At 62.9% G+C, this 22213-nt stretch carries 20 protein-coding genes; 12 read left to right on the top strand and 8 right to left on the bottom strand.

Features of this window, described 5'->3' with window-relative positions:
• Positions 1 to 27: 27 nt before the first annotated feature.
• The 6 genes from ACIQUB_RS28490 (at position 28) to ACIQUB_RS28515 (ending at position 6779) form a co-directional block, all read left to right on the top strand.
• On the top strand, positions 28 to 1302 hold the full coding sequence (locus tag ACIQUB_RS28490; protein ID WP_112435662.1) for an ABC transporter substrate-binding protein: 1275 nt from the start codon (positions 28 to 30) through the stop codon (positions 1300 to 1302).
• Positions 1303 to 1369: 67 nt separating this feature from the next.
• Positions 1370 to 2230, top strand: a complete 861-nt coding sequence (locus tag ACIQUB_RS28495; protein WP_402934499.1) for a carbohydrate ABC transporter permease — start codon at positions 1370 to 1372, stop codon at positions 2228 to 2230.
• Positions 2227 to 3063, top strand: a complete 837-nt coding sequence (locus ACIQUB_RS28500) for a carbohydrate ABC transporter permease (protein WP_018901638.1) — start codon at positions 2227 to 2229, stop codon at positions 3061 to 3063. The genes ACIQUB_RS28495 and ACIQUB_RS28500 overlap by 4 nt, the downstream gene beginning before the upstream one ends.
• A gap of 14 nt (positions 3064 to 3077) precedes the next feature.
• Positions 3078 to 4163 (top strand): ABC transporter ATP-binding protein, encoded by a 1086-nt coding sequence (locus tag ACIQUB_RS28505; RefSeq protein ID WP_402934503.1) that lies wholly within the window; start codon positions 3078 to 3080, stop codon positions 4161 to 4163.
• Between the two features lie 56 nt (positions 4164 to 4219).
• Positions 4220 to 6223 carry an aldo/keto reductase gene (locus tag ACIQUB_RS28510; RefSeq protein WP_402934506.1) on the top strand — a complete coding sequence of 668 codons (2004 nt, stop codon included), beginning with the start codon at positions 4220 to 4222 and terminating at the stop codon, positions 6221 to 6223.
• A gap of 202 nt (positions 6224 to 6425) precedes the next feature.
• Positions 6426 to 6779: a DUF2147 domain-containing protein gene (locus ACIQUB_RS28515; RefSeq protein WP_402934509.1), complete on the top strand. Its 354-nt coding sequence runs from the start codon at positions 6426 to 6428 to the stop codon at positions 6777 to 6779.
• Positions 6780 to 6781: 2 nt separating this feature from the next.
• Here ACIQUB_RS28515 and ACIQUB_RS28520 read toward each other — a convergent pair whose 3' ends face one another.
• Positions 6782 to 7147 (bottom strand): hypothetical protein, encoded by a 366-nt coding sequence (locus ACIQUB_RS28520; protein ID WP_402934512.1) that lies wholly within the window; start codon positions 7145 to 7147, stop codon positions 6782 to 6784.
• A 77-nt stretch (positions 7148 to 7224) separates the two neighbouring features.
• Between ACIQUB_RS28520 and ACIQUB_RS28525 the strand changes: the two genes are divergently transcribed.
• The 6 genes from ACIQUB_RS28525 to ACIQUB_RS28550 all read left to right on the top strand — a co-directional run bounded on the left by ACIQUB_RS28525 (position 7225) and on the right by ACIQUB_RS28550 (position 14411).
• On the top strand, positions 7225 to 9849 hold the full coding sequence (locus tag ACIQUB_RS28525) for an autotransporter domain-containing protein (protein WP_402934515.1): 2625 nt from the start codon (positions 7225 to 7227) through the stop codon (positions 9847 to 9849).
• 201 nt (positions 9850 to 10050) lie between these two features.
• Positions 10051 to 11082 (top strand): Gfo/Idh/MocA family protein, encoded by a 1032-nt coding sequence (locus ACIQUB_RS28530; RefSeq protein WP_402934518.1) that lies wholly within the window; start codon positions 10051 to 10053, stop codon positions 11080 to 11082.
• A gap of 1 nt (position 11083) precedes the next feature.
• Positions 11084 to 12163 carry a Gfo/Idh/MocA family protein gene (locus ACIQUB_RS28535; RefSeq protein WP_402934521.1) on the top strand — a complete coding sequence of 360 codons (1080 nt, stop codon included), beginning with the start codon at positions 11084 to 11086 and terminating at the stop codon, positions 12161 to 12163.
• A gap of 142 nt (positions 12164 to 12305) precedes the next feature.
• On the top strand, positions 12306 to 12569 hold the full coding sequence (locus ACIQUB_RS28540; protein ID WP_402934524.1) for a DUF2934 domain-containing protein: 264 nt from the start codon (positions 12306 to 12308) through the stop codon (positions 12567 to 12569).
• A 179-nt stretch (positions 12570 to 12748) separates the two neighbouring features.
• Positions 12749 to 13765 (top strand): diguanylate cyclase domain-containing protein, encoded by a 1017-nt coding sequence (locus tag ACIQUB_RS28545; protein ID WP_402934527.1) that lies wholly within the window; start codon positions 12749 to 12751, stop codon positions 13763 to 13765.
• A gap of 115 nt (positions 13766 to 13880) precedes the next feature.
• A complete protein-coding gene (locus ACIQUB_RS28550) occupies positions 13881 to 14411 on the top strand; it encodes a hypothetical protein (RefSeq protein WP_402934530.1) in 531 nt (176 codons plus the stop codon).
• A gap of 25 nt (positions 14412 to 14436) precedes the next feature.
• On the opposite strand, the gene ACIQUB_RS28555 is transcribed toward ACIQUB_RS28550, so the two are convergent.
• From ACIQUB_RS28555 to hutG, 7 genes are all read right to left on the bottom strand, one after another.
• On the bottom strand, positions 14437 to 15930 hold the full coding sequence (locus tag ACIQUB_RS28555; RefSeq protein ID WP_402934533.1) for an FAD/NAD(P)-binding protein: 1494 nt from the start codon (positions 15928 to 15930) through the stop codon (positions 14437 to 14439).
• Positions 15931 to 16017: 87 nt separating this feature from the next.
• The gene (locus tag ACIQUB_RS28560) at positions 16018 to 16872 is read right to left on the bottom strand and encodes an ABC transporter permease subunit (RefSeq protein ID WP_402934535.1); all 855 of its coding nucleotides are present in this window, start codon (positions 16870 to 16872) and stop codon (positions 16018 to 16020) included.
• The gene (locus tag ACIQUB_RS28565; protein WP_112533824.1) at positions 16869 to 17660 is read right to left on the bottom strand and encodes an ABC transporter ATP-binding protein; all 792 of its coding nucleotides are present in this window, start codon (positions 17658 to 17660) and stop codon (positions 16869 to 16871) included. Before ACIQUB_RS28565 ends, ACIQUB_RS28560 begins: the two co-directional genes overlap by 4 nt.
• Positions 17661 to 17725: 65 nt before the next feature.
• The gene (gene tauA, locus ACIQUB_RS28570; RefSeq protein WP_402934539.1) at positions 17726 to 18739 is read right to left on the bottom strand and encodes a taurine ABC transporter substrate-binding protein; all 1014 of its coding nucleotides are present in this window, start codon (positions 18737 to 18739) and stop codon (positions 17726 to 17728) included.
• A gap of 177 nt (positions 18740 to 18916) precedes the next feature.
• Complete coding sequence (locus ACIQUB_RS28575; RefSeq protein ID WP_402934541.1) at positions 18917 to 19501, bottom strand: HutD family protein; 585 nt, start codon at positions 19499 to 19501, stop codon at positions 18917 to 18919.
• A 172-nt stretch (positions 19502 to 19673) separates the two neighbouring features.
• Complete coding sequence (gene hutU, locus ACIQUB_RS28580; RefSeq protein ID WP_402934544.1) at positions 19674 to 21359, bottom strand: urocanate hydratase; 1686 nt, start codon at positions 21357 to 21359, stop codon at positions 19674 to 19676.
• 2 nt (positions 21360 to 21361) lie between these two features.
• Entirely contained in the window at positions 21362 to 22171 is an 810-nt protein-coding gene (gene hutG / locus ACIQUB_RS28585) for an N-formylglutamate deformylase (RefSeq protein ID WP_402934547.1), read from the bottom strand.
• Positions 22172 to 22213: the final 42 nt, after the last annotated feature.

Raw genomic sequence — 22213 nt, forward strand, 5'->3', positions numbered from 1 at the left:
ACGGCAATTGAAAAGGGAGGATTTTCAATGCGCTTCAAACTTATCGGTGCAACCGCTGCTGTTGCACTTCTTGCATCCGGCTCCGCATTCGCGCAGTCCGCCAATCTCACCATCTGGAGCTGGAACGTCGCCGCATCGGCGCTGAAGTCCACGCTCGAGGGCTTCAACAAGCTCCATCCGGATATCAAAGTAACGGTGGAAGACCTTGGAAACCAACAGGTTTTCGACAAGATGCTGGCAGCCTGCGCCGCTGGCGGCGAGGGTCTTCCTGATATCGTCACCGTCGAAAACTTCGAGGCCGAAATCTTCTGGAATCGCTTCCCGGATTGCTTCGCCAACTTGAAGGATCTTGGCTATACGGCTGAAATCCAAGGGAAATTCCCTGAGTTCAAGCGCACCGAGCTTGAAGTGGGCGATGTCGCCTATGCCATGCCGTGGGATTCCGGCCCGGTCGCCGTCTTCTATCGTCGCGACTTCTACGAAAAGGCCGGCGTCGATCCGGCATCGATCAAGACCTGGGACGATTTCATCGCCGCCGGCAAGAAGATATCGGCCGCCAATCCCGGCGTCGTCATGGCCCAGGCCGACTTCAACGGCGACAGCGAATGGTTCCGCATGATCTCCAACGAGCAGGGCTGCGGCTACTTCTCGACCGATGGCCAGAACATCACCATCAACCAGCCCGCTTGCGTCGCCACCCTTGAGAAGGTCAAGGAGATGAAGGACGCCGGCACGCTGACGGCCGCCATCTGGGACGAAAAGATCCAGGCCAACACCGCCGGCAAGGCTGCCAGCCAGATGTATGGCGGCTGGTATGAAGGCACCGTGCGCTCGGGCTCGCCCGATCTCTCCGGCAAGTGGGGCGTTTACATGATGCCGAGCCTGACGCCGGATGGACCGCATGCGGCCAACCTCGGCGGCTCGTCGCTGGCGATTGCCGCCAACTCGGCCAACAAGGAGGCCGCCTGGACCTATGTCGACTACGCACTCGGCACCAATGAAGGCCAGGTCGCGATGTTGAAGTCCTTCGGTCTCGTTCCGTCGCTGCTGTCGGCGGTGCAGGATCCGTTCGTCAACGAGGCGCAGCCCTATTGGGGCGGCCAGAAGGTCTGGGCCGATATTCTCTCGACCCTGCCGAAGATCAAGCCGAGCCGCGGCACGCAGTTCCAGACGGACGCGGACGCGATCTACAAGGCAACGCAGACCAAGTACTTCGCCGGCGGCTATCCCGATGCGAAGACGGCGCTCGACGATGCTGCCAAGCAGATCGAGACCGCTACCGGCCTTCCCATTGCGGAATGAGTGACGATGCCGGGCATCCTGTGGGTGCCCGGCTTCCATCTCTCGCTTCGACTTTGAGGAGAATGAAATGCCGATCCGGAACCGGAGCGCATACTTTTTTCTTGCGCCCTATCTGCTCGTCTTCGCCACTTTCTGGCTATGGCCTATCATCAGTTCGTTTCTGATCTCGTTTCAGAACACGCGCGTAAATCCCTGGAATTTCAGCGCTTCCGTCAATTGGGGACGCCTGATCGGCGATCCCGCCTTCTATAATGCGCTCTATAACACGCTGATCATCCTGGTGATCCAGGTGCCCGTCATGATCGCGCTTGCGACGCTGATGGCCGTGCTATTGAACTCGCCGCTCCTGAAGGCGCGCCCGCTCTATCGCTTTGCCTTCTTCGCGCCCGTCGTCGTCGGCGAGGTGGCCTATGCCGCAGTGTTCCGGCTGATGTTCAGCATCGATTTCGGCATCGTCAACAAGCTGATCACCTCGGTCGGTCTGTCTCCGGTCTCCTGGTTCGACAATGCCAATGCAGCGATGGCGCTCGTCATCATCGCCGTCACCTGGCGCTGGGCGGGCTATAACGCCATCATCCTGCTCGCCGGCCTGCAATCGATCCCCGACGATGTCTATGAGGCGGCGACGCTCGACAAGGTGTCGAAGACCAAGCAGTTCATCCACATCACCCTGCCGCTGTTGAAGCCGATCATCCTGTTCTGCGTCATCCTGTCGGTCATCGGCACGATGCAGCTCTTCGCGGAACCCTTCCTGATCACCAATCGCGGTGGTCCCGGCGGCGGCACCGAGACGCTCGGCCTGCTGCTCTATCGCCAGGGCTTCCTCTCGCTGAACTTCGGCTACGCCTCTGCGATCGCCTACACCATGGCCATCCTCGCCATCACGATCTCGCTGCTCAATCTGTGGGTCGGGAGGGAACAGAAATGAAATCCAAGTCCCAATCCAAGATGCTGCAGACCGTGCTGCTGCATGTCGTGCTGACGCCGCTTGCGATCGTCTGGCTGTTTCCGATCTGGATGATGTTCGTCTTCTCGACCATGCCCGATTACGGCATCTTCAGCCCTGACATCGTGCTCTGGCCGTCGACGAACTTCGTCGAGAACTTCAAGAACCTGCAGGCCGACACAGACTTCGTGCGTGCCATGTTCATCTCGGTCGTGGTCGCCTCGGTCTATACCTTCCTGTCGGTACTCTTGACGTCGATGGCCGGCTGGGCGCTTGCGCGCTATCGCTTCGTCGGAAAGTCGATGGTCGTGGCCATCATTCTCGGCACCATCACGCTGCCCTTCGCCGTCGTCGTCATCCCGCAGTTCATCATGGTGGCGCGCGAGTTCAAGCTCGCCAACACCTGGGTGGCGCTCATCGTCCCGCCGCTGTTCAACTCGCTCGGCGTGTTGTTCATGCGGCAGGCCTTCTCGATGATGCCGGCTGAACTCTTCGATGCCGCGCGTGTCGAAGGGGTCAAGGAGCGGCAGATCTTCCTGCGGATCGCCTTGCCGCTGGCACGCCCGACGATGGCGGCGCTCGCAATCATCCTCTTCCTGGCGTCGTGGAACAACTACCTCTGGCCGCTGCTCATCAATTCCAAGCCCGGAATGATGACCGCGCCGGTGGCGCTCGGATCGCTGATCGGTCTCACCAAGGTTTCATGGGGCGGCATCATGGCCGGCGCCATGCTGCTCACCGCGCCGATCCTCGTGGTCTTCGTGTTCCTGCAACGTCACTTCATCGCCGGCATTTCGGCCGGCGCAGTCAAATAGTCGGGGAACGCCTGATGTCTGAACTTTCTTTGAAAAACGTGGTCAAGCGCTTCGGCGCGCTCGAGATCATCCATGGCGCCGATCTTGACGTGAAGGATGGCGAGTTCGTCGTCTTCGTCGGCCCGTCGGGTTGCGGCAAGTCCACGCTGCTGCGCATGATTGCTGGGCTGGAGGATATCTCTGGCGGCGAGATCAACATCGGCGGCAAGGTCGTCAACGATGTCGAGCCGGCCGATCGCGGCATCGCCATGGTCTTCCAGTCCTATGCGCTCTACCCGCACATGACGGTCGAGGAGAACCTGAGCTTCGGCCTGCGCATGAACGGCAATCCCAAGGCGGATACCGAAAAGCGCGTGAAGCATGCCGCCAACATCCTGCAGATCAACGAGCTGATGCAGCGGCGCCCGAAGCAGCTCTCCGGCGGCCAGCGTCAGCGCGTGGCCATCGGCCGCGCCATCGTGCGCGAGCCGCAGGTCTTCCTGTTCGACGAGCCGCTGTCCAACCTCGATGCGGAGCTGCGCGTGCAGATGCGCGTCGAGATCTCGCGGTTGCACAAGCAGCTGGGCACCACGATGATCTACGTCACCCACGACCAGACGGAGGCGATGACGCTTGCCGACAAGATCGTCGTGCTCCGGTCCGGCAACATCGAGCAGGTGGGCGCGCCGCTCGATCTCTACGACGATCCCGCCAACCAGTTCGTCGCCGGCTTCGTCGGCTCACCGAAGATGAACTTCCTGAAGGCCAAGGTGATCGAGACAGGGGGCGGAACGGCCACCGTCGCCATCGCCGGCGAGCCGGGCGTTCGCCTGACGCTGCCGGTCACCTCGGCGGTCGAGAAGGGCGCTGACGTCACGGTCGGCATCCGGCCGGAGCACTTCAGCGATGCCGGGCAGGGGGATACGGATCTGACTGTCTCCATCGACGTCGCCGAACACCTCGGAAACACCAGCTACATCTACGCCACCACGAAAGGCGGCGAGCAGATGATCATCGAGCGCCCGGAATCACGCACCGCCGCGGAGCGCGACACGCTGACCGTCGGGCTCGCCGCAAAACGCGTCTTCCTGTTCGACAGCGCCGGCAAACGCCTGCGCTGACCTGTTTTCCATCCCAAGACTTGCAACTGACTGACATGAAAGAAGAGGACTTTCCCATGAGCTCAGATCAACCGATCCGCTGGGGTATCATCGGCCCGGGCACCATTGCGCGCACCTTCGCCGATGGCATCGCGCATTCGCGCACCGGCAAGCTCGTCGCCATCGCCACCCGCAATCCCGAAAAGCCGAGTCTCGCTGAAAACTTCCCCGGCGCCCGCATCGTCAAGGGCTACGAGGCGCTGCTTGAAGATAGCGAGATCGACGCCGTCTACATCGCCGTGCCGCACACCGGCCACGCCGAATGGGCGATCAAGGCGATCCGGGCAGGCAAGCATGTACTGGTCGAAAAGCCGATCGCGCTGACAGCCTACGATGCCGACGCCATCTACCATGAAGCCAGGAAGGCCGGCGTTTTCGCGGGCGAGGCCTTCATGTACCGCGTCCATCCGCAGACGGCCAAGATCGTCGAGCTGGTGAAATCGGGCGCGATCGGCGCGCTGCGCATCATCCGCACCAGCTTCGGCTTCAACATGGGCACGTTCCGCCCGGAACACCGGCTGTTTGCCAACGAGACCGCCGGCGGCGGCATTCTCGATGTCGGCGGCTATCCGGTCTCGATGGCGCGGCTGATCGCGGGGGCTGCCGAAGGCAAGCCGTTCCTGGAGCCGGAAAAGGTCGCGGGCGTCGGCCATCTCGGCCAGTCGGGCGTCGATGAGTGGGCGTCCGCCGTGCTGCAGTTCCCCGGCGGCGTCATCGCCGAAGTCTCGTGCTCGATCATGGCGAACCAGGACAACACGCTGCGCATCATCGGCTCGGAAGGCCGCATCGAGGTCAAGGACTTCTGGTTCGCTTCGGGCCACAAGGGCGGCGTCGGCAAGATCGAGCTCTTCAAGGGCAACGAGCAGCAGACGATCGAGGTCAAGGAAGATCGCTGGCTCTATTCCTTCGAAGTCGATGCGGCAGGCGATGCCATCCGCGCCGGCCAGCAGGAATTCACTTCTCCCGGCATGGGCTGGGCCGATTCCATTGGCAATCTGCGCGTGCTCGATCAGTGGCGCGCGTCGATCGGCCTGGAATACAGCGTCGAGAAGGCTGCAAAGCGCGTAAGCAATCTCGCCGGCGACAAGGTCACGCTCGGCAACAGCATTCCCAAGCGCGCCATCCCCGGCATCTCCAAGCCCGCCTCTGTGGTCACGCTCGGCTTCGAGTTCTTCCCGAACTTCGCCGCCGCCTCGCTGACACTCGATGCCTTCTATGAAGCCGGCGGCAATGTCTTCGACACCGCCTTCATCTATGGCGGCGGCAAGACGGAGAGCATCTTCGGCGACTGGCACACCAGCCGCAATGTCAACCGCGAGGAGATCGTGCTGATCGGCAAGGGCGCACACTCGCCGCTGGTCTACCCCGATGTCATCGCCAAGCAGCTCGACCAGTCGCTCAACCGCCTGAAGACTGACTATGTCGACATCTACTTCATGCACCGCGACAACACGGACGTTCCGGTCGGCGAGTTCGTCGATGCCATGGACGCAGAGGTCAAGCGCGGGCGCATCCGCGGCATCTTCGGCGGTTCCAACTGGACCCGCGAGCGCATGGACGAGGCTGCGGCCTATGCTCAGAAGAACGGCAAGCTGGCGCCGGCTGCGCTGTCGAACAACTATTCGCTGGCCGAAATGCTCGACCCCATCTGGGCCGGTTGCGTGACGTCGTCGACCGACGAGTGGAAGACATGGCTCAACGAGCGGCAGGTGCCGAACTTCGCATGGTCCAGCCAGGGGCGTGGCTTCTTCACCGACCGCGCCGGCCGCGACAAGCACGACGACGAGGAAATCGTCCGTTGCTGGTATTCCGACCGCAACTTCGTGCGCCGCGACCGTGCGATCGAGCTCGCGGAAAAGCTTGGCCGCAGCCCGATCCACATCGCGCTCGCCTATGTGATCGCGCAGCCGTTCCCGGTCATTCCGCTGATCGGACCACGCACGATCGCCGAGCTGGAGGACAGCCTTTCGGCGCTCGATATCAAGCTGACACCCGAGCAAGTGAAGTGGCTCGAGGCATAATCCATCGTCTTCCATGATGATGTGAGAAAGCGGGAATTCGGGCGCCGGGTTCCCGCTTTTTTTCTGGCGTTCGCCGCCATTCGACCTATATCGGTCTCAGCGCTCCGACGAAGGGTTGGAGCAGCGCTCGGATGGGCGCAATTTCGCGCGATCGGCCGTTTGGCGACCCCGCGCTTAGGCATGAACGATACAGGAGCATCCCATGAAACCGCTCTTTTCAATCGCAGCGCCCCTGGCGCTCGTGACGCAGCTGGCGTTGACGCCTATGGCGTTAGCGCAGGAGCCGGTGGTCGGTGTTTGGAAGACGCAGGTCGGAACGACGGCGACGATTTCGGAATGCGGCAACGGCTATTGCATCACCATGAAGACCGGCGATCATGCTGGCCAGAAGATCGGCACGTTTACCGGCGAGAACGGCAATTTCACCGGCACGATCATCGAGCCCGACAGCAAGAAGACGTTTGACGGCGTGCTGACCGTCTCCGGTGACACCGTGAAGATGCGCGGCTGCACCATGAAGGTCATCTGCCGCTCGCTGATCTGGACGCGCCTCTAAAATTAGCGGCGCAGGCCCTCGATGACGGCCTGATATTCGTGGGCAAGCGAGATTGCCGCTTTTGCAACCACGGGATTGATCGAATTCCGGTCAATCGCCTTTGAGCATGTCTCGAACAGTCCGCGCAGCTCGCATTCGATCTCGGACAGTTCGGGATATTGCTGCACAAGCACGTGCGGAAGCAGTTTTGCTTTCGTTTTCATGGATTTGGAACCGATCCAGATATCCGGCGACGCAATCGTCGCGTTCAAGATGGCGGTTTCAAGCTGTCCGGTGGCACTCACGATGTCAGTGACCAAAGCCGTCATTCTTCCCTCCAAGCAAAGGAACCCCGAAGACGACGATGCATATCTCGTGCCAAGCGCCAATTGCCGCCCCCGGATCGGCTCGATAGCGTTCCGGGCGCCGATGCGCGGCAGCCTTCGAAATTTACCATCAGGACAAATTGGCATCCCCGCGCTGCGATTTCGGTACGCATCCATTAGACAATTCGCAAATACTTGCTTACGCTGAGATTCTGGGCAGAGGGGACACGTCCATTATCAATCGTTGGCGCTTATCTCGTCATCGCAACACTGGCCACCGCGAGCATATCGCCGGGGCGAATGCCCTCCGTTGCTTCCAAATTCCGCTGGCACTCCTGCTCTGCACCGCCGCCTTCGCTGTCCCGGTCCATTCGCAAGCACAAGAGCGCGTCCCGTACGACGTTGCACCGGGCACCACGCTATCGGGCGGGGCAGGGGGCGCGGGTGGTGCGGCTTCAGGCTCGCCGGGATCTACCGGCGGCGCCGGCGGTGCGGGCGGCCCTGGGTTCCTCGCAACTGTCCCGACCGCAGTCACGATCGGCGCAGGCGCTACGATCACCGGCGGCGCTGGCGGAGCCGGCGGGTCGGGCGGCCTCTTCGGCACGCCTGGGGCGGCGGGCGCGGGCGGTGTCGGCATCATCGGCCGGGACCTGTCGATCATCAACGGTGGCGCGATCAGTGGCGGCTTGAGCGGCGATGGAGCCACGCGCGCGGACGGCTTGCAGACCGGCGGCTCGACCTTTCTCGGATTTTCGACCGGCGCGACGCTGCTTGGCGGCATCCTGATTTCAGACGGCGAACTGGCCGTCGGCGCAAGCAACACGACCATATCCGGCGCGATCAGGGGCGGCGGCGCGCTGACGCTGCAAAGCGGCCTGCTCACCCTTGGCGGAGCGAACAGCTACACCGGAGATACGACGATCAGATCCGCCGCCACCTTGCAGGCGGGCGCGGACAATGTGCTTTCTCCAACGAGCGGCTTTATCGTCAACGGAAGCCTTGACCTCGTGGGACATGTGGCGACGATCGGCTCTCTCTCGGGCGCCGGAAGCGTCGGCACGTCGGGCGGTGCGGCGACGCTGACCATCGATACGGCGGCGTGGCGGCAAGTCGCGTTTATGGGCAGCTTCTCCGCCGGTCCGCTCGGTATCGTCAAGACCGGCGCCGGGACACAGGTCTTTTCGGGAACGGCGGCCTATACCGGTGCGACAATCGTCAATGGCGGTACTCTCGCCATCAACGGCATGGACCTGTCGAGCTCAAGCTCGCTCACCGTGAATTCCAGCGGCACGATCGCCGGCTATGACAGTACCTTGCCGTCGACGACGGTAAACGCGGGCGGCTTCATCTCGCCTGGCAGCACCGGCCACGACATCGGCGTGCTCTCCATCGCGGGCAATCTGCTGCTGGCTCCCGGCTCGACCTATAGGGCGGACATCGGCTATGCGGGTCTTGTGGGGACGAGCGATCTTCTTGACGTCACCGGCGTGGCCACGATCGGCGGTTCGTCGCTCGATCTCGTCGGCTCGTTCTTTCGTCCGGCCCGCTACACGCTGATCACGGCAACCGGCGGCGTTAGTGGCCTCTTCGCCAACACACCACAGCAGCTCCCGCTGGCCGACCTCGCCTTCGCCTACGATGCCTCCAGCGGTTATCTCGACGTGACCTATAACGGCCAGCCCATCACCTCCGCCATCGCGGCGCGGAGCTTCGCGCGGATCGGCACGGGAACCGGCGTGCAGTCATTGGGCTCGGGCAATCCCGTTTTCGACGCCATCGTGGGGCAGGTCTCCACGACCGCCATCGACACGGCCCTCGATCAGCTCTCCGGCCAGAGCTACGCATCCATCCGCTCCTCGATGATCGACGACAGCCGCTTCATCAGAGATACGCTCAACGACCGCCTCTATGGCACTGGCCAGACGGCGCGGAGCGAGGAGCCCGCAAACGGCCTCTGGCTTCAAGGTGTCGGCTCATGGGCGACCCGCGACGCAACCTCGGAAGCATCCGCTCTCGACCGCTCCATCGGCGGCTTCTTCCTCGGCGGCGATGGCGAAATGAGCGATACCGTCAGGATTGGCCTCGCCGGCGGCTACAGCAGATCGTCTTTCGACGATGACGGTCGCAATGCCCGCGCGAACAGTGACGACTGGTACATCGCGTTCTATGCCGGAGCGGACTTCGGCCAGGTCAGGGTTAGAGGTGGTGTTGCCTACACCTGGCACGACCTCGATACGACCCGCAACGTCGTCTTCCCCGGGTTCAGCGAAAGGCTCTCAGCCGATTATTCGGCGGCGACGGCGCAGATTTTCGGCGAGGCCGGATACGCGATCGACCTCGGTCAGGCAACGCTCGAACCATTCGCCGGCGCCGCCTATGTCAACGCGCGCTCCAATGGTTTCAACGAAACTGGCGGGGATGCCGCGCTAGAGGTGGGTGATGGCAACGACAATGTCGGGCTCACCACCTTGGGGCTACGAACCACGTCTGCCTTCTCAATCGAGGACGTTACGGTCGAAGCCAGAGGAATGATCGGCTGGCGCTATGCGTTCGGCGATCTCGCACCGGTCGACGTCGTCGCCTTTTCCGGCGGCTCGTCCTTCGGCGTGACCGGGCTCACAGCAACCAGGAACGCGGCGCTCATCGAGCTCGGCTTTGATGCGCTGGTGTCGGACAATACGAGACTCGGCCTGTCCTATAACGCAGCCTTGTCGCGCGACACCGTTGATCAGGGCGTGAATGCGCGGCTGATGGTGACGTTCTGACGCGGCCATTGCGTCAGTAAATAACTATTTAGATACAAAAGATTTCCATTTAAAAACAATATTATAGCCTGAATTAGAGCAATCCGACCGGATCGTCCGATCTTGACAGCATATCGCTTTCGCTGTCTGTCTTGTCACGAGGAGTGCGGTGAAGCCCGATAGATCTGGGCTTCGCGCTGCAAGTGAGGAGGACGCGTTTCTATGTTGAGATTTGCCGTTGTCGGGATCGACCATGGGCATACCTTCGATCACGTGAAGGGACTGCTGGCCGCCGGCGCCGAATTCGTCGGCTATTGCCCGAAGACATCCGTTCCGGCCATTCGCGAGATGTTCGAGAAGACCTATCCCGATGCCCCGCAGATCGATCGGGAGCAGTTGCTCGCCGATCCCTCGATCGACGTGATCTGCATCGCGGCGATCCCGGCCGACCGCGCCGATCTCGCCATCCGCGCCATGAAATCCGGCAAGGACGTGATGACGGACAAGCCCGGCGTGACGACATCGGCGCAGTTGCAGGCGGTCAAGGATACGGTGGCCGAGACGGGCCGTATCTTCTCGATCTGCTTTTCCGAACGCCATTGCGTGCGCTCGGCCGTCAAGGCCGGCAAGCTCGTCCAATCGGGCGCGATTGGCACGGTCATCCAGACGCTCGGCATGGGGCCGCACCGGCTGCAGCTTCCGACGCGGCCCGACTGGTTCTTCCACCCGGAGAAATTCGGCGGCATCATCGTCGATATCGCCTCGCACCAGGTCGATCAGTTCCTGTTCTACACCGGCTCGACATCGGCCACGGTTGCCGCAAGCTCGATCGGCAATTTCGGCATGCCCGACCGGCCGGCCTTCCAGGATTTCGGCGAGGTGCTTCTGCGCTCCGACAAGGGCTCCGGCTACATCCGCGTCGATTGGTTCACGCCCGAGGCCCTGCCGACATGGGGAGACGGTCGCCTGACGATTCTCGGGACCGAAGGCTATATCGAGCTGCGCAAATACATCGACATCTCCGGCCGTCCCGGCAAGGATCACCTCTTCCTCGTCAACGGCAAGGAGATGACCCACATCGATTGCAGCGACGAGAAGCTCGACTACTTCGAGGCGTTCCTGGCCGACGTGCGCGACCGTACGGAGACGGCGATGCCGCAGGCGCATGTCTACGAAGTTTGCCGGCTGTCGCTCGAGGCGCAGGCAAATGCGGTGAGGATCGGCCAAGGTCAAGCTCCGGTCGGGGGACGCTGAGATGAGCAGGAAGTTTCGCGTCGGCGTGATCGGCGCCGGCATCGCTGCGCGCCATTTGTCTGGCTTCAGCTGGAACAAGGAGCTGTTCGACGTCGTGGTCTTGTGCTCGCTCGACGCCGATCGCGGCAAGGCATTGTGCGAGGAGTTCGGGATCCCTGAGTACACGCAGGATGCCGAGGTGATGATCGCCCGCGCCGATCTCGATATCATCGACATCTGCACGCCGCCGAGCTCCCATTTCGATCTCTGCCGCAAGGCGATCGAGGTGGGCAGGCATGTGATCTGCGAGAAGCCACTGTTCGGCTCGATCGCCGAAGTGGACGAGATGGCCGGCATCGTCGCCAAGGCTAACGGCCCGAAGCTGATGCCGATCTTCCAGTATCGCTATGGCTCCGGTCTTCAGAAGCTGAAGATGCTGATTGAGCTCGGGCTCACCGGCGAGGCGTTCCTCACGACGATCGAGACCCATTGGTGGCGCGGGACCGACTATTACGCGGTGCCCTGGCGCGGCAAATGGGCGACCGAGCTTGGCGGCGGCCTGCTCGGCCACGCCATTCATGCCCATGACATGCTCAACTACATCCACGGCCCCTGCGCCGAGCTCTTCTCCTTCGGAGCGACCTTGGTCAATCCGATCGAGGTCGAGGATACGGCAGCGCTGTCGGTGAAGATGAAGAACGGATCGCTCGCCAGCCTGTCGATGACGCTCGGTTCGCGCGAGGAGATTTCGCGCCTGCGCTTCTGCTTCCGCGATCTGGTGGCGGAAAGCATCATCGAGCCCTACACGATGGGCCGCGATCCCTGGAGCTTCAAGGCGGGCAACGAGGAGCACCAGCGGAAGGTGGACGCGGCGCTCGCCCGCTACGAGGTCAAGGAGGACGGCTATACCCGCCAGTTCGAGCTCTTCCATCAGGCGCTGGTCCGCAACGAAGAACCGCCGGTGACGCTTGCCGACGCCCGCAATTCGCTGGAACTGGTCACCGCCGCCTACCACTCGCAGCGCACCGGACTTCCGACATCCCTGCCGATCCTTTCTGATCATCCCCTATACCGCTCCTGGCTGCCGGAAGACGCGCTTTAGACAGGAGAGACGATCGCGACGAAGCTTAACCGATAATATTGCGACGGGGACGACGAAAGTCGCGCCGAAGTAACGACTTGCTAAGCTCCATTTGTCAGCCTCGGATCTATTGATTTTCATAATCCGTTGTTCGAGGTCTTTCATGTTTTTGAGTAAAGACGATTGGATCAACCAGCGCGCCTATGCGCTGTGGGAAGCGGAAGGCCGGCCTGACGGGCGCGGCGGCGAGCATTGGCAGCAGGCAGCTCGCGAGTATCAGTTGTTGGAGCGGACGCGCGCCTCCGCCGACGGAAGCGACTTGATCGAGCGGTTGAAGACGATGGGCCGGATCATGCGCGAAGCGGACCGCGACGATCGAGCCGAGACACCGGGAAAATCAGCTTTGTCGCGCCGTTCGGCAAGATGACCCGCCATGGCACGAAGTCGTCATTTGGCTAAGCCGCGCGTTAACGCTTCCTTAGGCACGATCATCTGTTTCCATTATAATTTAGTGGGAAAACGATCGCTGGAGTACAACGTCAACCTTTGCTGAAGAATATGCAAAGTCGAAGGCATGATCGCCTTCTTGCATGGCAGAGGCGGCGAATGTTTTCATCGATAGTACGCGAAGTCAGGTCACGGCTTACGGGACGCCCATCCGCTCGTCCTGATTGCTCCGAGATCGGCGCCGACGCGTTTTCCGCCGATAAGTCCGCCGAACTCGTCCACCTGAAGAAGCTGTTCGACCACTCGTCGCGCGCTGCCCGCATCGGCGTGTGGGAATGCAATCTCCCGGACGAGACGCTGGCATGGACCGACATGGTCTATGAGCTCTTCGATCTGCCGATCGGCCACCCGCTCAGCCGCAACGAAACGGTCAAGCTCTATACCGAGCGATCGCGCATAGAGTTGACCATGCTGCGCGACCGGGCCATCAAGGAGCGATCCGGCTTCAGCCTCGACGCCGAGATCATCACGGCCAAGGGCAACCATCGCTGGATCCGCATCACCGCCACGGTCGAATGCGAGGGCGACCAGCCGGTCCGCATCTTCGGGATGAAACAGGACATCACGGCCGAGAAGAAGCTCTTCGACGAGATCCGCTATCTCGCCGAATTCGATCTCCTGACCAGCCTGCCGAACCGCGTCCAGTTCCAATCCTCCTTCGAGAGGTTGTGCGCGACCGAGACCTCCAGGCAGAGCGTGGCCCTATTCCTTATCGATCTCGACGGCTTCAAGCAGGTCAATGATCGGCTCGGCCATCAGGCCGGAGACCAATGCTTGCGCGTGGCGGCCAATTGCCTGCGATCCGTGCTCGGCGGCGCCGAGCTCGTGGCGCGCATCGGCGGCGATGAATTCGCCGTGCTCCATCGCTGTGGGTCGAGCGACGAGGCGGCCCGTATCGCCAGCTCCATCGTCAGCGCGCTTGCGGCATCCTGCGACGAGGATGGCCGCCATATCGGCATCGGCGGCTCGGTCGGTGTGGCGCTCGCCGCCAGCTATCTTGCGCCGAAGGACATCTTCGCGGCCGCCGACGGCGCGCTCTACGCCGCCAAGAGCGGCGGCCGCAACCGCTTCAGCGTAGCCCATCAGCCTTTCACGTCGCAGACCCACGCGGCTTAGGGCACGGGCAACTTTCTCCTGAATGTGTGATCATGCGCGGCCGCTTGTCGCTTTCCACGGCATGCGCTTTTGAGCTAACAGCTTGGCACCAACATGATCAAACGAGCACCGAGACATGAGCCATATTCCGCAGATTGATTACGACACCGCTTCCGAGGAAATCCGCTCCGCTCACGACGAGGAAGTCAGGGTTCGCGGCCGGATGACCAACATGAAGCGGACGCTGCTGCATTCGCCTCAAGCGCATCGCATCTACGCGGAATGGTTCACGCTGCGCGCCGAGCTGGCCGCAATCAGCGACCGGCCGATCTGGATTTTCTCCCATGCGATTTCGAAAGCCTGCAAGTCGAAGATCGCCATCACCTTCTTCCGCCGCGCGCTGATCAACAACGGCTTTGATCCTGATGCGCTGGAGCTCTCCGAGGAGGAGATGCTGCTCGACGCGTTCGGCAAGGCGATCGTGGCCGATTCTAACGCCATCCCGAGTGAAATCTGGGTTGCGCTGAAGCAGCGCTACGACGCCAAGACGCTGGTCGATCTCGTCGCTTTCGCCGGCATCATGATCGCCACCGCCGTCTTCAACAACGTCGTCGAAGTCGATTTCGACCCGGAACTTGAGGCTTTCGCCGAGGGTGCCGCTCGATAACGAAGCTATCGTTTATCAAGCGATATCAATCCTGTTCGAGATCTTTCTCGACTTTTCGATCAAGTTCGCTCGCGACGAAGACCGCGTGTTCGGTGATCTGCGGCAGACCCATCAGTTCGCCGAACGTGCCGCGCGCCAGGGGGCCCGAGATCAACAGCGTCGGGTCCGGTCGGCCATCGCCGGCAAGGGTTTCGGACGAGAGGTTGCAGGCGATGCCCAGCCCGGTCGGGTCCAGCGCCAGGTGGCCGAGATCGCGTAGCTTGGCCAGCCACGGCTGGCTGTTCAGGATGCCGCCGTGAGCCGGGCCGGTCGTGACGACGACCGCATCGTAGACCCGTTCCAGCAGCCCGCCGTTGCGCTGTCGCAACACGACGCCGATGTCATCGCCCTCGCGCCTGATGCTCGTAACGGAGGCGGCCAGCACTTCCATGCGGCCGTTGGCGACCGCGCGGTCCAGAACCTCCTCCACCTGTGGCGCGATGCGGAAGCGGTGCACGTCCCAGAAGGGGCGAAGGTGACGGACGATCCGGCGGCGTTCCGACACAGGCAGCGCCCGCCAGATCGCATGCCCGTGACCGCGCACCTGATCCAGCACCGCATGCCATGTGAGCCCCGCTTGTTCGGCCTCGCGGATGGTGCGGCGGACGAGGCGCAATAGCTGCGTGGCGCTCTCGACCGGCACCGTCTCGAACGCGCCAAACGGATCCTGTGCGACCGCCGGATGGCCCCGCGATCTCAAGCCACGTCGGGAGATCGACGTCACCGGGCCGCGATGTCCGGTGCTATCGAGCGACGCCACGACATCGGCCGCCGTCAGCCCGTTGCCGACGACGAGGAGACGATCGTCTGGGCTGATGACGTCGAGCGCGCCGGGCACGGTGGAATCGGCGACGAATTTCGGGTGACCGGCAAGCGCCATCAGTGCCGAGGGCGGAGAGGGCGAGGGGTGGCTTGTCGCGATCACCAGATAATCGGCAAAGGTCTGCCCGCCCTGGCTATCGGAAATCCTCCAGAAGGCGCCGTCGCGCTCGACATCGGTGACGACTGCTCGCCGGTGCCTGACGGCTCCGGTCTCGACCAGCGGCCGCAATGCCGATGCAACGTATCGGCCGAACAGCTCACGGCGCGGAAAGATCGCCCCATCGGCGCGGCGTGCGGCGAGATCGTCGGCGATGGCATCGTTGAGCTCGATCCATTCGAGGAAATCAGCGGGATGCTCCGGCAGAAGGCTCATTCTCGCCGCGGGCACGTTGATGCGGTGCGCGGGGTCGTTGGTGTCATAGGCGAGGCCACGGCCGAGCTCGGCGCGCGGCTCGAAGACGGTGATGGCCGGCGGGTGGTCTCGCCCCGCGAGCGCCAGGTGATAGGCAACACCCGCGCCCGAAATACCGCCGCCGATAATCGCGACCAGCGGCCGGCGGCGCGCGGCGCTCAGCTCAGCCGGGGAGGGGAAGGTATCGTCGACATTCACGATCTGCGGTCCATTTCGGTCTGTTCTGCGGCATCGCAATCTAGGCATCGGCCGGCCGTCTGGCAACGGCGGCCAAGGCTTGCTCACGGGTAGAGTACCCGATCCCCGCGAATGGGGGATGAACTGTCGCGATCGCTAGCTCTTCCCCTTCCACGGCACCAGCACGGCTTCCAGGATGCGGATGGCGGCGCTGAATGAGAAGGCGCAGGCGGCGATGATGCCGATGCCGACGAAGACCACGTCGGTTGCGAGAAACTGCGACGCCGACATGATCATGTAGCCGATCCCTCGCGTCGAGGCGATCAGCTCGGCTGCCACCAGCGTGCCCCAGCCGATGCCGAGCGCGATCCTCAGACCTGTCAGGATTTCGGGCAGCGCCGAGGGGAGCACGATGCTGACGAGGATCTGCCAGGGACGGGCACCGAGCGAGCGAGCGGCGTTGACGCGCTCGATCGGCAGCGAGCGGACACCGGCCTGCGCCGAAAGGCAGATCGGCGCGAACATGGCGAGCACCAGGAGCGTCACCTTCGAGGTCTCGCCGATACCGAGCCAGATGATCATCAGCGGCAGATAGGCCAGCGGCGGCAGCGGCCAGTAGAACTCGATCGGCGTATCCAGCACGCCCTTGACCCAGCGGTTCAGCCCCATAAGCAGCCCGACCGGAATGCCGACGACTGTGGCAATCGCGGCGGCGGTGACGATGCGGAACAGGCTTGCGGAGACGTGCTCGTAAAGCGAGGCGCCGGCATAGCCGTCATTGTAGATCGCGCCCAGCTGCGTCCACACCTCCTGCGGCGTCGGCAGGAAGAGATGCGGCACCAGCGCCAGTTTGGCCACGAGCCACCAGGCGGCGAGAAGCACCAGCGCGGTTGCGATGCTGATCAGCACGGTCGGCTTTTCGCCGGCGCCGAAGCCTTTCATCTTCACGAGCTTCGGCTGTTCTGCGGGCGAACCGATGACGACGCGGCCGGTTTCGGTGAAATCGCTCATTCGGCGGCACTCCTCAGTTCTTCCGATCCATGCAGGATGTCGCGGATTTCTTCCCGCAGATTGGCGAATTCGGGCGATGTCTTCACGGCCCTGGCGTCCCCAGTCTCGGCGAAGCGACGGACGAAATCGAGATCGAAGCGGGCAACGATGCGGCCCGGGCGTGGCGACATCACCACGACCTGGGTGCCGAGAAACAGCGCCTCCTCGATCGAGTGGGTGATGAAGAAGATGCGGGTATGCGTCTCCTTCCAGATCGAGACCAGCAGTTCCTGCATCTGCTCGCGGGTGAGGCTGTCGAGCGCGCCGAAGGGCTCGTCCATCAAGAGCACGGCGGGCTCGGTTGCGAGCGCTCTGGCGATGCCGACGCGCTGGCGCATGCCGCCGGAGAGTTCATACGGGAAGGCGGCTGCGAAATCCTTGAGGCCGACGAGATGCAACAATTGCTCGGCGCGCTCGCGGCGGGCGCCTTTCGGCACGCCGGCGAATTTCAGGCCGAGGGCGACATTGTCGATCACCGTCTTCCAGGGCAGCAGCGTATCCTTCTGGAACACGACGCCGCGATCCGCACCCGGCGAGGTAACGGGCCGTCCGTCCAGCGTGATCGCGCCTTCCGACAACGGCAGGAAGCCGGCGATGGCATTGAGCAGGGTGGACTTGCCGCAGCCGGACGCGCCGAGCGCGACGACGAAGCTGTTTTCGGGAATGGCGAGCGAGACGCGGTCGAGCGCATGAACCGTCCGGCCGTCTCGTGTCTGGAAATAGACGCTCGCGTGATCGACTTTGAGCATGTCAGGTCTCTTTGAAAATGAGGACGCCGGCGCGGTGTCGCGCCGGCGTTCCTGCCGGAAACGGCTTAGTTGCTCGGATTGGTCAGCGCATCAGCGGTGACGAAGGCAGCGTAGCTCGGCAGCACTTCGCTGACCTTGCCCTGCTCCTTCAGGAAGGTGGCGGTATCCTTGAGGATCTTGGCAGCACCTGCCTTTTCGCCGCCGCCGAGCCATGCGTCGGATGCCTGGACGTCGGGCGTCAGTAGCGTCAGGTTCTTCAGCGCCGCCGCCTGCTGTTCAGGCGTGCCGCCTAGCGCCTTGGCGAGCAGCTTGGCGTTCTCGCTATCGGCGTCCCAAGCCTTCTTGTCCTTGGCGAAGGAGGCGTAATAGGTGTTGATGACGCCGGCAAAGCCCTTCAGGAAGGCGGGGTTCTCATCGGCGAATTTCGAAGCCGCGACCCAGGCGGAGAAGGTCGGCACGCCCTTGTCGGCAACGTCCTTGGAGGTGACCAGCACCTTGCCCTTCTTCTTCAGTTCGGTCAGCGCCGGATCCCAGACGAAGCCGCCATCGATATCACCGCGATTGTAGCTGGCGACGATTTCGGGCTGCGGGATCGCGAAGACCTGCACGTCCTTCTCGCTGAGCCCAAGCGACTTGATCAGCGCCAGCAGCTGGTAGTGATCGGTGGAGACGGGCGCTGCGGCGAGCTTCTTGCCCTTCAGGTCATTGAGCGAGTTGATGCCCGAACCGTCGCGGACGACAAGCGCCTCGTCGATGCCCGAGATCGAGGAGAGGTAGAACGCCTTGACGGCGAGGCCGCGCGAGGTGGTGGCCGCAAACGGGCTGGAGCCGACATATCCGACCTGCACGTCGCCCGAGGCGATCGCCGCGAAGATTTCGGCGCCGGAATTGAACTTGCGGAAATCGATGTCGTATCCCGTCGCCTTGGCGAAGTCGCCATTGGCGATGGCGACCGAAGACGGCAGCGCGTCCGTCTGGTAGGCAACGACAACCTTCTTGTCGGCTGCCTGCGCGAGCAACGGCGCGGCCACGGTTGCCACGCCAAGTGTAAGTCCTGCGATAATGCCCTTGATATTCATGTTTCGCCCCCGAATGCCGCGCTTGAGCGTCGGCTCAACTTGTTTCGACGGGAAAACACTACGGCGGGCCATGGGCGGCACACAGATAAAACTATCTATTTTATAGAGTATAGCGACAATATTGTTTTGCGTCTGATTTGCCGGGCGGACAATTGCGGCTTGTCGGTCGTTGCCGCGTCAGGCGGCATCCATGGTTATGAGGTAGCAGAGCGCCTGGCCATCCATCTCGAGCGACATGCCTGCCGCGTCCTGCAGCAGCAGCGTATCGCCTTCGGTAAGCGACGCCTGGCCGTCCGTCCAGGTGAGATTGAGCGTGCCGCGATGGCAGAACACCAGCAGCGTGCCGGCCGCGCCGCCGAATGTGACCTCGCTGTCGACCACGACGCGCTCGACCCGGTGCCAGAGGCCACCGCGACGTGTCATGACGTTGAGATCGGTGATCTGCCCGGATTTGAGCGTTGCCGACACCGCGACATCGGCGGGGAAGGCGAGGGGCGCGCTCTCCTGCGTCAACAGCAACGGCGCGCGGCCGTCGATCGCAAGCGACATCCCTTCGCCATCGAGGATCGACAAGGTCCTGTCGATGCCGGGGAAGATCGAGAACGGCCCATCGGTCGCGACCGTCGCCATGCTGATCCGCCAGTCGAACTCGGACAGTGCGGCTCCCTCCGGCGAAATCGCAATCTCCACCGTCTCCCCGCCACCGTTCTTCCACGGCATGCGGCGATAGCTGCTGGCGGTCAGGATTGTGGCGCGGGGCATGGTATCTCCGGAGGTTTCAAATGGGAGGGGAGTAGGACGCCGTTCGATGACAAGCCAATCCTAACAGACAAGGAATGAGCGGGGATGTTACGCGAGGACGCTGATTGCAGCCTCTCGACCATCCTTCAATATCCGGGCCTCATACCATTCTGAGGCCCGGCGTCTCGCCCTATCAGTTCCCGAGAATCCCCGGCAGCCGCAAGCCCTTCTCCTTGGCGCAGTCCAGTGCGATGTCATAACCCGCATCGGCGTGGCGCATGACGCCGGTGGCCGGGTCGTTCCAGAGCACGCGCTCCAGGCGCTTGGCCGCATCGTCGGAGCCGTCGGCGCAGATGACCACGCCCGAATGCTGGCTGAAGCCCATGCCGACACCGCCGCCATGGTGCAGCGACACCCAGGTGGCGCCGGAGGCGGTGTTGAGGAGCGCGTTGAGGAGCGGCCAGTCGGACACGGCGTCCGAGCCGTCCTTCATCGCTTCCGTCTCGCGGTTCGGCGAGGCGACCGAGCCGCTGTCGAGGTGGTCGCGACCGATGACGACGGGGGCCGAGAGCTCGCCGTTCTTGACCATCTCGTTGAAGGCCAGCGCCAGGCGGTGGCGATCGCCGAGGCCGACCCAGCAGATGCGCGCCGGCAGGCCCTGGAAGGAGATGCGCTCGCGGGCCATGTCGAGCCAGTTGTGCAGATGCTTGTTGTCGGGCAGCAATTCCTTCACCTTGGCGTCGGTCTTGTAGATATCTTCCGGATCGCCCGAAAGCGCCGCCCAGCGGAACGGGCCGATGCCGCGGCAAAACAGCGGGCGGATATAGGCCGGCACGAAGCCCGGGAAGGCGAAGGCGTTTTCCAGCCCCTCGTCCTTGGCGACCTGACGGATGTTGTTGCCGTAGTCGAGCGTCGGCACGCCGGCATCCCAGAAGGCGACCATGGCTTCGACGTGCTTCTTCATCGAGGCGCGAGCGGCGGCCTCTACCGCCTTCGGATCGCTTTCGCGCTTGGCTTTGTGTTCGGCGACCGTCCAGCCGATCGGCAGATACCCATTGAGCGGATCATGCGCCGAGGTCTGGTCGGTTACGATATCGGGACGCGGGCCGCCGGCCTTCATGCGAGCCACGAGCTCAGGGAAGATTTCGGCGGCATTGCCGAGCAGGCCGACCGACTTGGCTTCGCCCTTCGCTGTCCATTCGGCGATCATGGCAAGCGCTTCATCCAGCGATTTCGCCTTGGCGTCGACATAGCGGGTGCGCAGGCGGAAATCGATGCGGGTCTCGTCGCTTTCGACCGCGAGGCAGCAGGCGCCGGCCATGACGGCCGCCAGCGGCTGCGCGCCGCCCATGCCGCCGAGACCTCCGGTCAGGATCCACTTGCCCTTGAGGTCGCCATTATAGTGCTGGCGGCCGGCTTCCACGAAGGTCTCGTAGGTGCCCTGCACGATGCCCTGCGTGCCGATGTAGATCCACGAGCCGGCGGTCATCTGGCCGTACATGGCGAGACCCTTCTTATCCAGCTCGTTGAAATGGTCCCAGGTCGCCCAGTGCGGCACGAGGTTGGAGTTGGCGATCAACACGCGCGGCGCATCCTTGTGGGTGCGGAACACGCCGACCGGCTTGCCGGATTGCACCAGCAGCGTCTCTTCTTCCGTCAGCGTCTTCAGCGTCGCGACGATCTGGTCGAAATCCGCCCAGGTGCGGGCGGCGCGGCCGATGCCGCCATAGACCACCAGCTCGTGCGGGTTTTCCGCGACGTCGGGGTCGAGATTGTTCATCAGCATGCGCAGCGGCGCTTCGGTCATCCAGCTCTTGGCGTTGAGCTCGGGGCCGACAGGGCTTCTGACTTCGCGGATGTTGTGGCGTGGATTATTCATGATCAGTTCCCCATTGCTTTGAGTTCGTGGGCCGCCGTTTCGATGCGGGCGAGAATAGTCTTCAGATGCGTCCTCAAGGCCGTCGCCTTCTCTTCGTCATAGGCGAAGGGCACTTGTTCGGTTTCAAGATAGGCCGATTGCGCCAGTTCCATCTGAATGGCGTGGACGCCGTTCGCGGGCTGACCATAGTGCCGGGTGGTCCAGCCACCCTTGAACCGTCCGTTGACGATGCTGGTGTAGCCGGCCGCATAACCGGCGATCTCGGCTGTGACGCGCTCAAACTCCACGGCACAGGTCTTGCCCATATCGGTGCCGATATTGAAGTCCGGCAGCTTGCCTTCGAAGAGGAAGGGGATGTGTGAGCGGATCGAATGGCAGTCGTAGAGGATGGCAACGCCGTGGATCGCCTTCACCCGCTCGATCTCGGCTGCAAGCGCCGCGTGATAGGGCGCGTGGAAATCGCGCAGGCGTTCAGTGATATCGGCTTCGTTGGGTGCGGCGCCGTCCTTCCAGATAGACAGGCCGTCGAAATCCGTCTCCGGAACGAGGCCGGTGGTGTTCTGGCCGGGATAGAGGCTGGCGCCGGATGGGTCGCGGTTGGCGTCGATGACGTAGCGGTGGAAGGTGGCGCGGACTGTGGTCACGCCATCGATGAGGCCGTCATAGAGATCGTGGATGTGCCAGTCGGTGTCGGCGAGCAGCTTGCCGTTGTCGTTCAGGCGGTCCCAGATGGCAGGCGGCACGTCGGTGCCGGTGTGGGGAAAGCCGAGGATGATGGGGGATGTGCCTTGGCGGGTTTCGTGGGTGGTCATTGGTTGAATGCTCCACGGGTTGCGGGTGGATTCCCCCCCTCT

This window comes from Rhizobium sp. NPDC090275 (assembly GCF_044772225.1).
Classification (GTDB): domain Bacteria; phylum Pseudomonadota; class Alphaproteobacteria; order Rhizobiales; family Rhizobiaceae; genus Rhizobium.

Bases quoted from the DNA above. Each gene is read 5' to 3' on its own strand.
- ACIQUB_RS28530 (WP_402934518.1), top strand. From the start codon at position 10,051: ATGTTGAGATTTGCCGTTGTCGGGATCGACCATGGGCATACCTTCGAT.
- ACIQUB_RS28565 (WP_112533824.1), bottom strand. From the start codon at position 17,660: ATGCTCAAAGTCGATCACGCGAGCGTCTATTTCCAGACACGAGACGGC.
- ACIQUB_RS28550 (WP_402934530.1), top strand. From the start codon at position 13,881: ATGAGCCATATTCCGCAGATTGATTACGACACCGCTTCCGAGGAAATC.
- ACIQUB_RS28545 (WP_402934527.1), top strand. From the start codon at position 12,749: ATGTTTTCATCGATAGTACGCGAAGTCAGGTCACGGCTTACGGGACGC.
- ACIQUB_RS28535 (WP_402934521.1), top strand. From the start codon at position 11,084: ATGAGCAGGAAGTTTCGCGTCGGCGTGATCGGCGCCGGCATCGCTGCG.
- ACIQUB_RS28560 (WP_402934535.1), bottom strand. From the start codon at position 16,872: ATGAGCGATTTCACCGAAACCGGCCGCGTCGTCATCGGTTCGCCCGCA.
- ACIQUB_RS28505 (WP_402934503.1), top strand. From the start codon at position 3,078: ATGTCTGAACTTTCTTTGAAAAACGTGGTCAAGCGCTTCGGCGCGCTC.
- hutU (WP_402934544.1), bottom strand. From the start codon at position 21,359: ATGAATAATCCACGCCACAACATCCGCGAAGTCAGAAGCCCTGTCGGC.
- ACIQUB_RS28495 (WP_402934499.1), top strand. From the start codon at position 1,370: ATGCCGATCCGGAACCGGAGCGCATACTTTTTTCTTGCGCCCTATCTG.
- hutG (WP_402934547.1), bottom strand. From the start codon at position 22,171: ATGACCACCCACGAAACCCGCCAAGGCACATCCCCCATCATCCTCGGC.
- ACIQUB_RS28500 (WP_018901638.1), top strand. From the start codon at position 2,227: ATGAAATCCAAGTCCCAATCCAAGATGCTGCAGACCGTGCTGCTGCAT.
- ACIQUB_RS28490 (WP_112435662.1), top strand. From the start codon at position 28: ATGCGCTTCAAACTTATCGGTGCAACCGCTGCTGTTGCACTTCTTGCA.
- ACIQUB_RS28575 (WP_402934541.1), bottom strand. From the start codon at position 19,501: ATGCCCCGCGCCACAATCCTGACCGCCAGCAGCTATCGCCGCATGCCG.
- ACIQUB_RS28510 (WP_402934506.1), top strand. From the start codon at position 4,220: ATGAGCTCAGATCAACCGATCCGCTGGGGTATCATCGGCCCGGGCACC.
- ACIQUB_RS28555 (WP_402934533.1), bottom strand. From the start codon at position 15,930: ATGCCTAGATTGCGATGCCGCAGAACAGACCGAAATGGACCGCAGATC.
- ACIQUB_RS28515 (WP_402934509.1), top strand. From the start codon at position 6,426: ATGAAACCGCTCTTTTCAATCGCAGCGCCCCTGGCGCTCGTGACGCAG.
- tauA (WP_402934539.1), bottom strand. From the start codon at position 18,739: ATGAATATCAAGGGCATTATCGCAGGACTTACACTTGGCGTGGCAACC.
- ACIQUB_RS28540 (WP_402934524.1), top strand. From the start codon at position 12,306: ATGTTTTTGAGTAAAGACGATTGGATCAACCAGCGCGCCTATGCGCTG.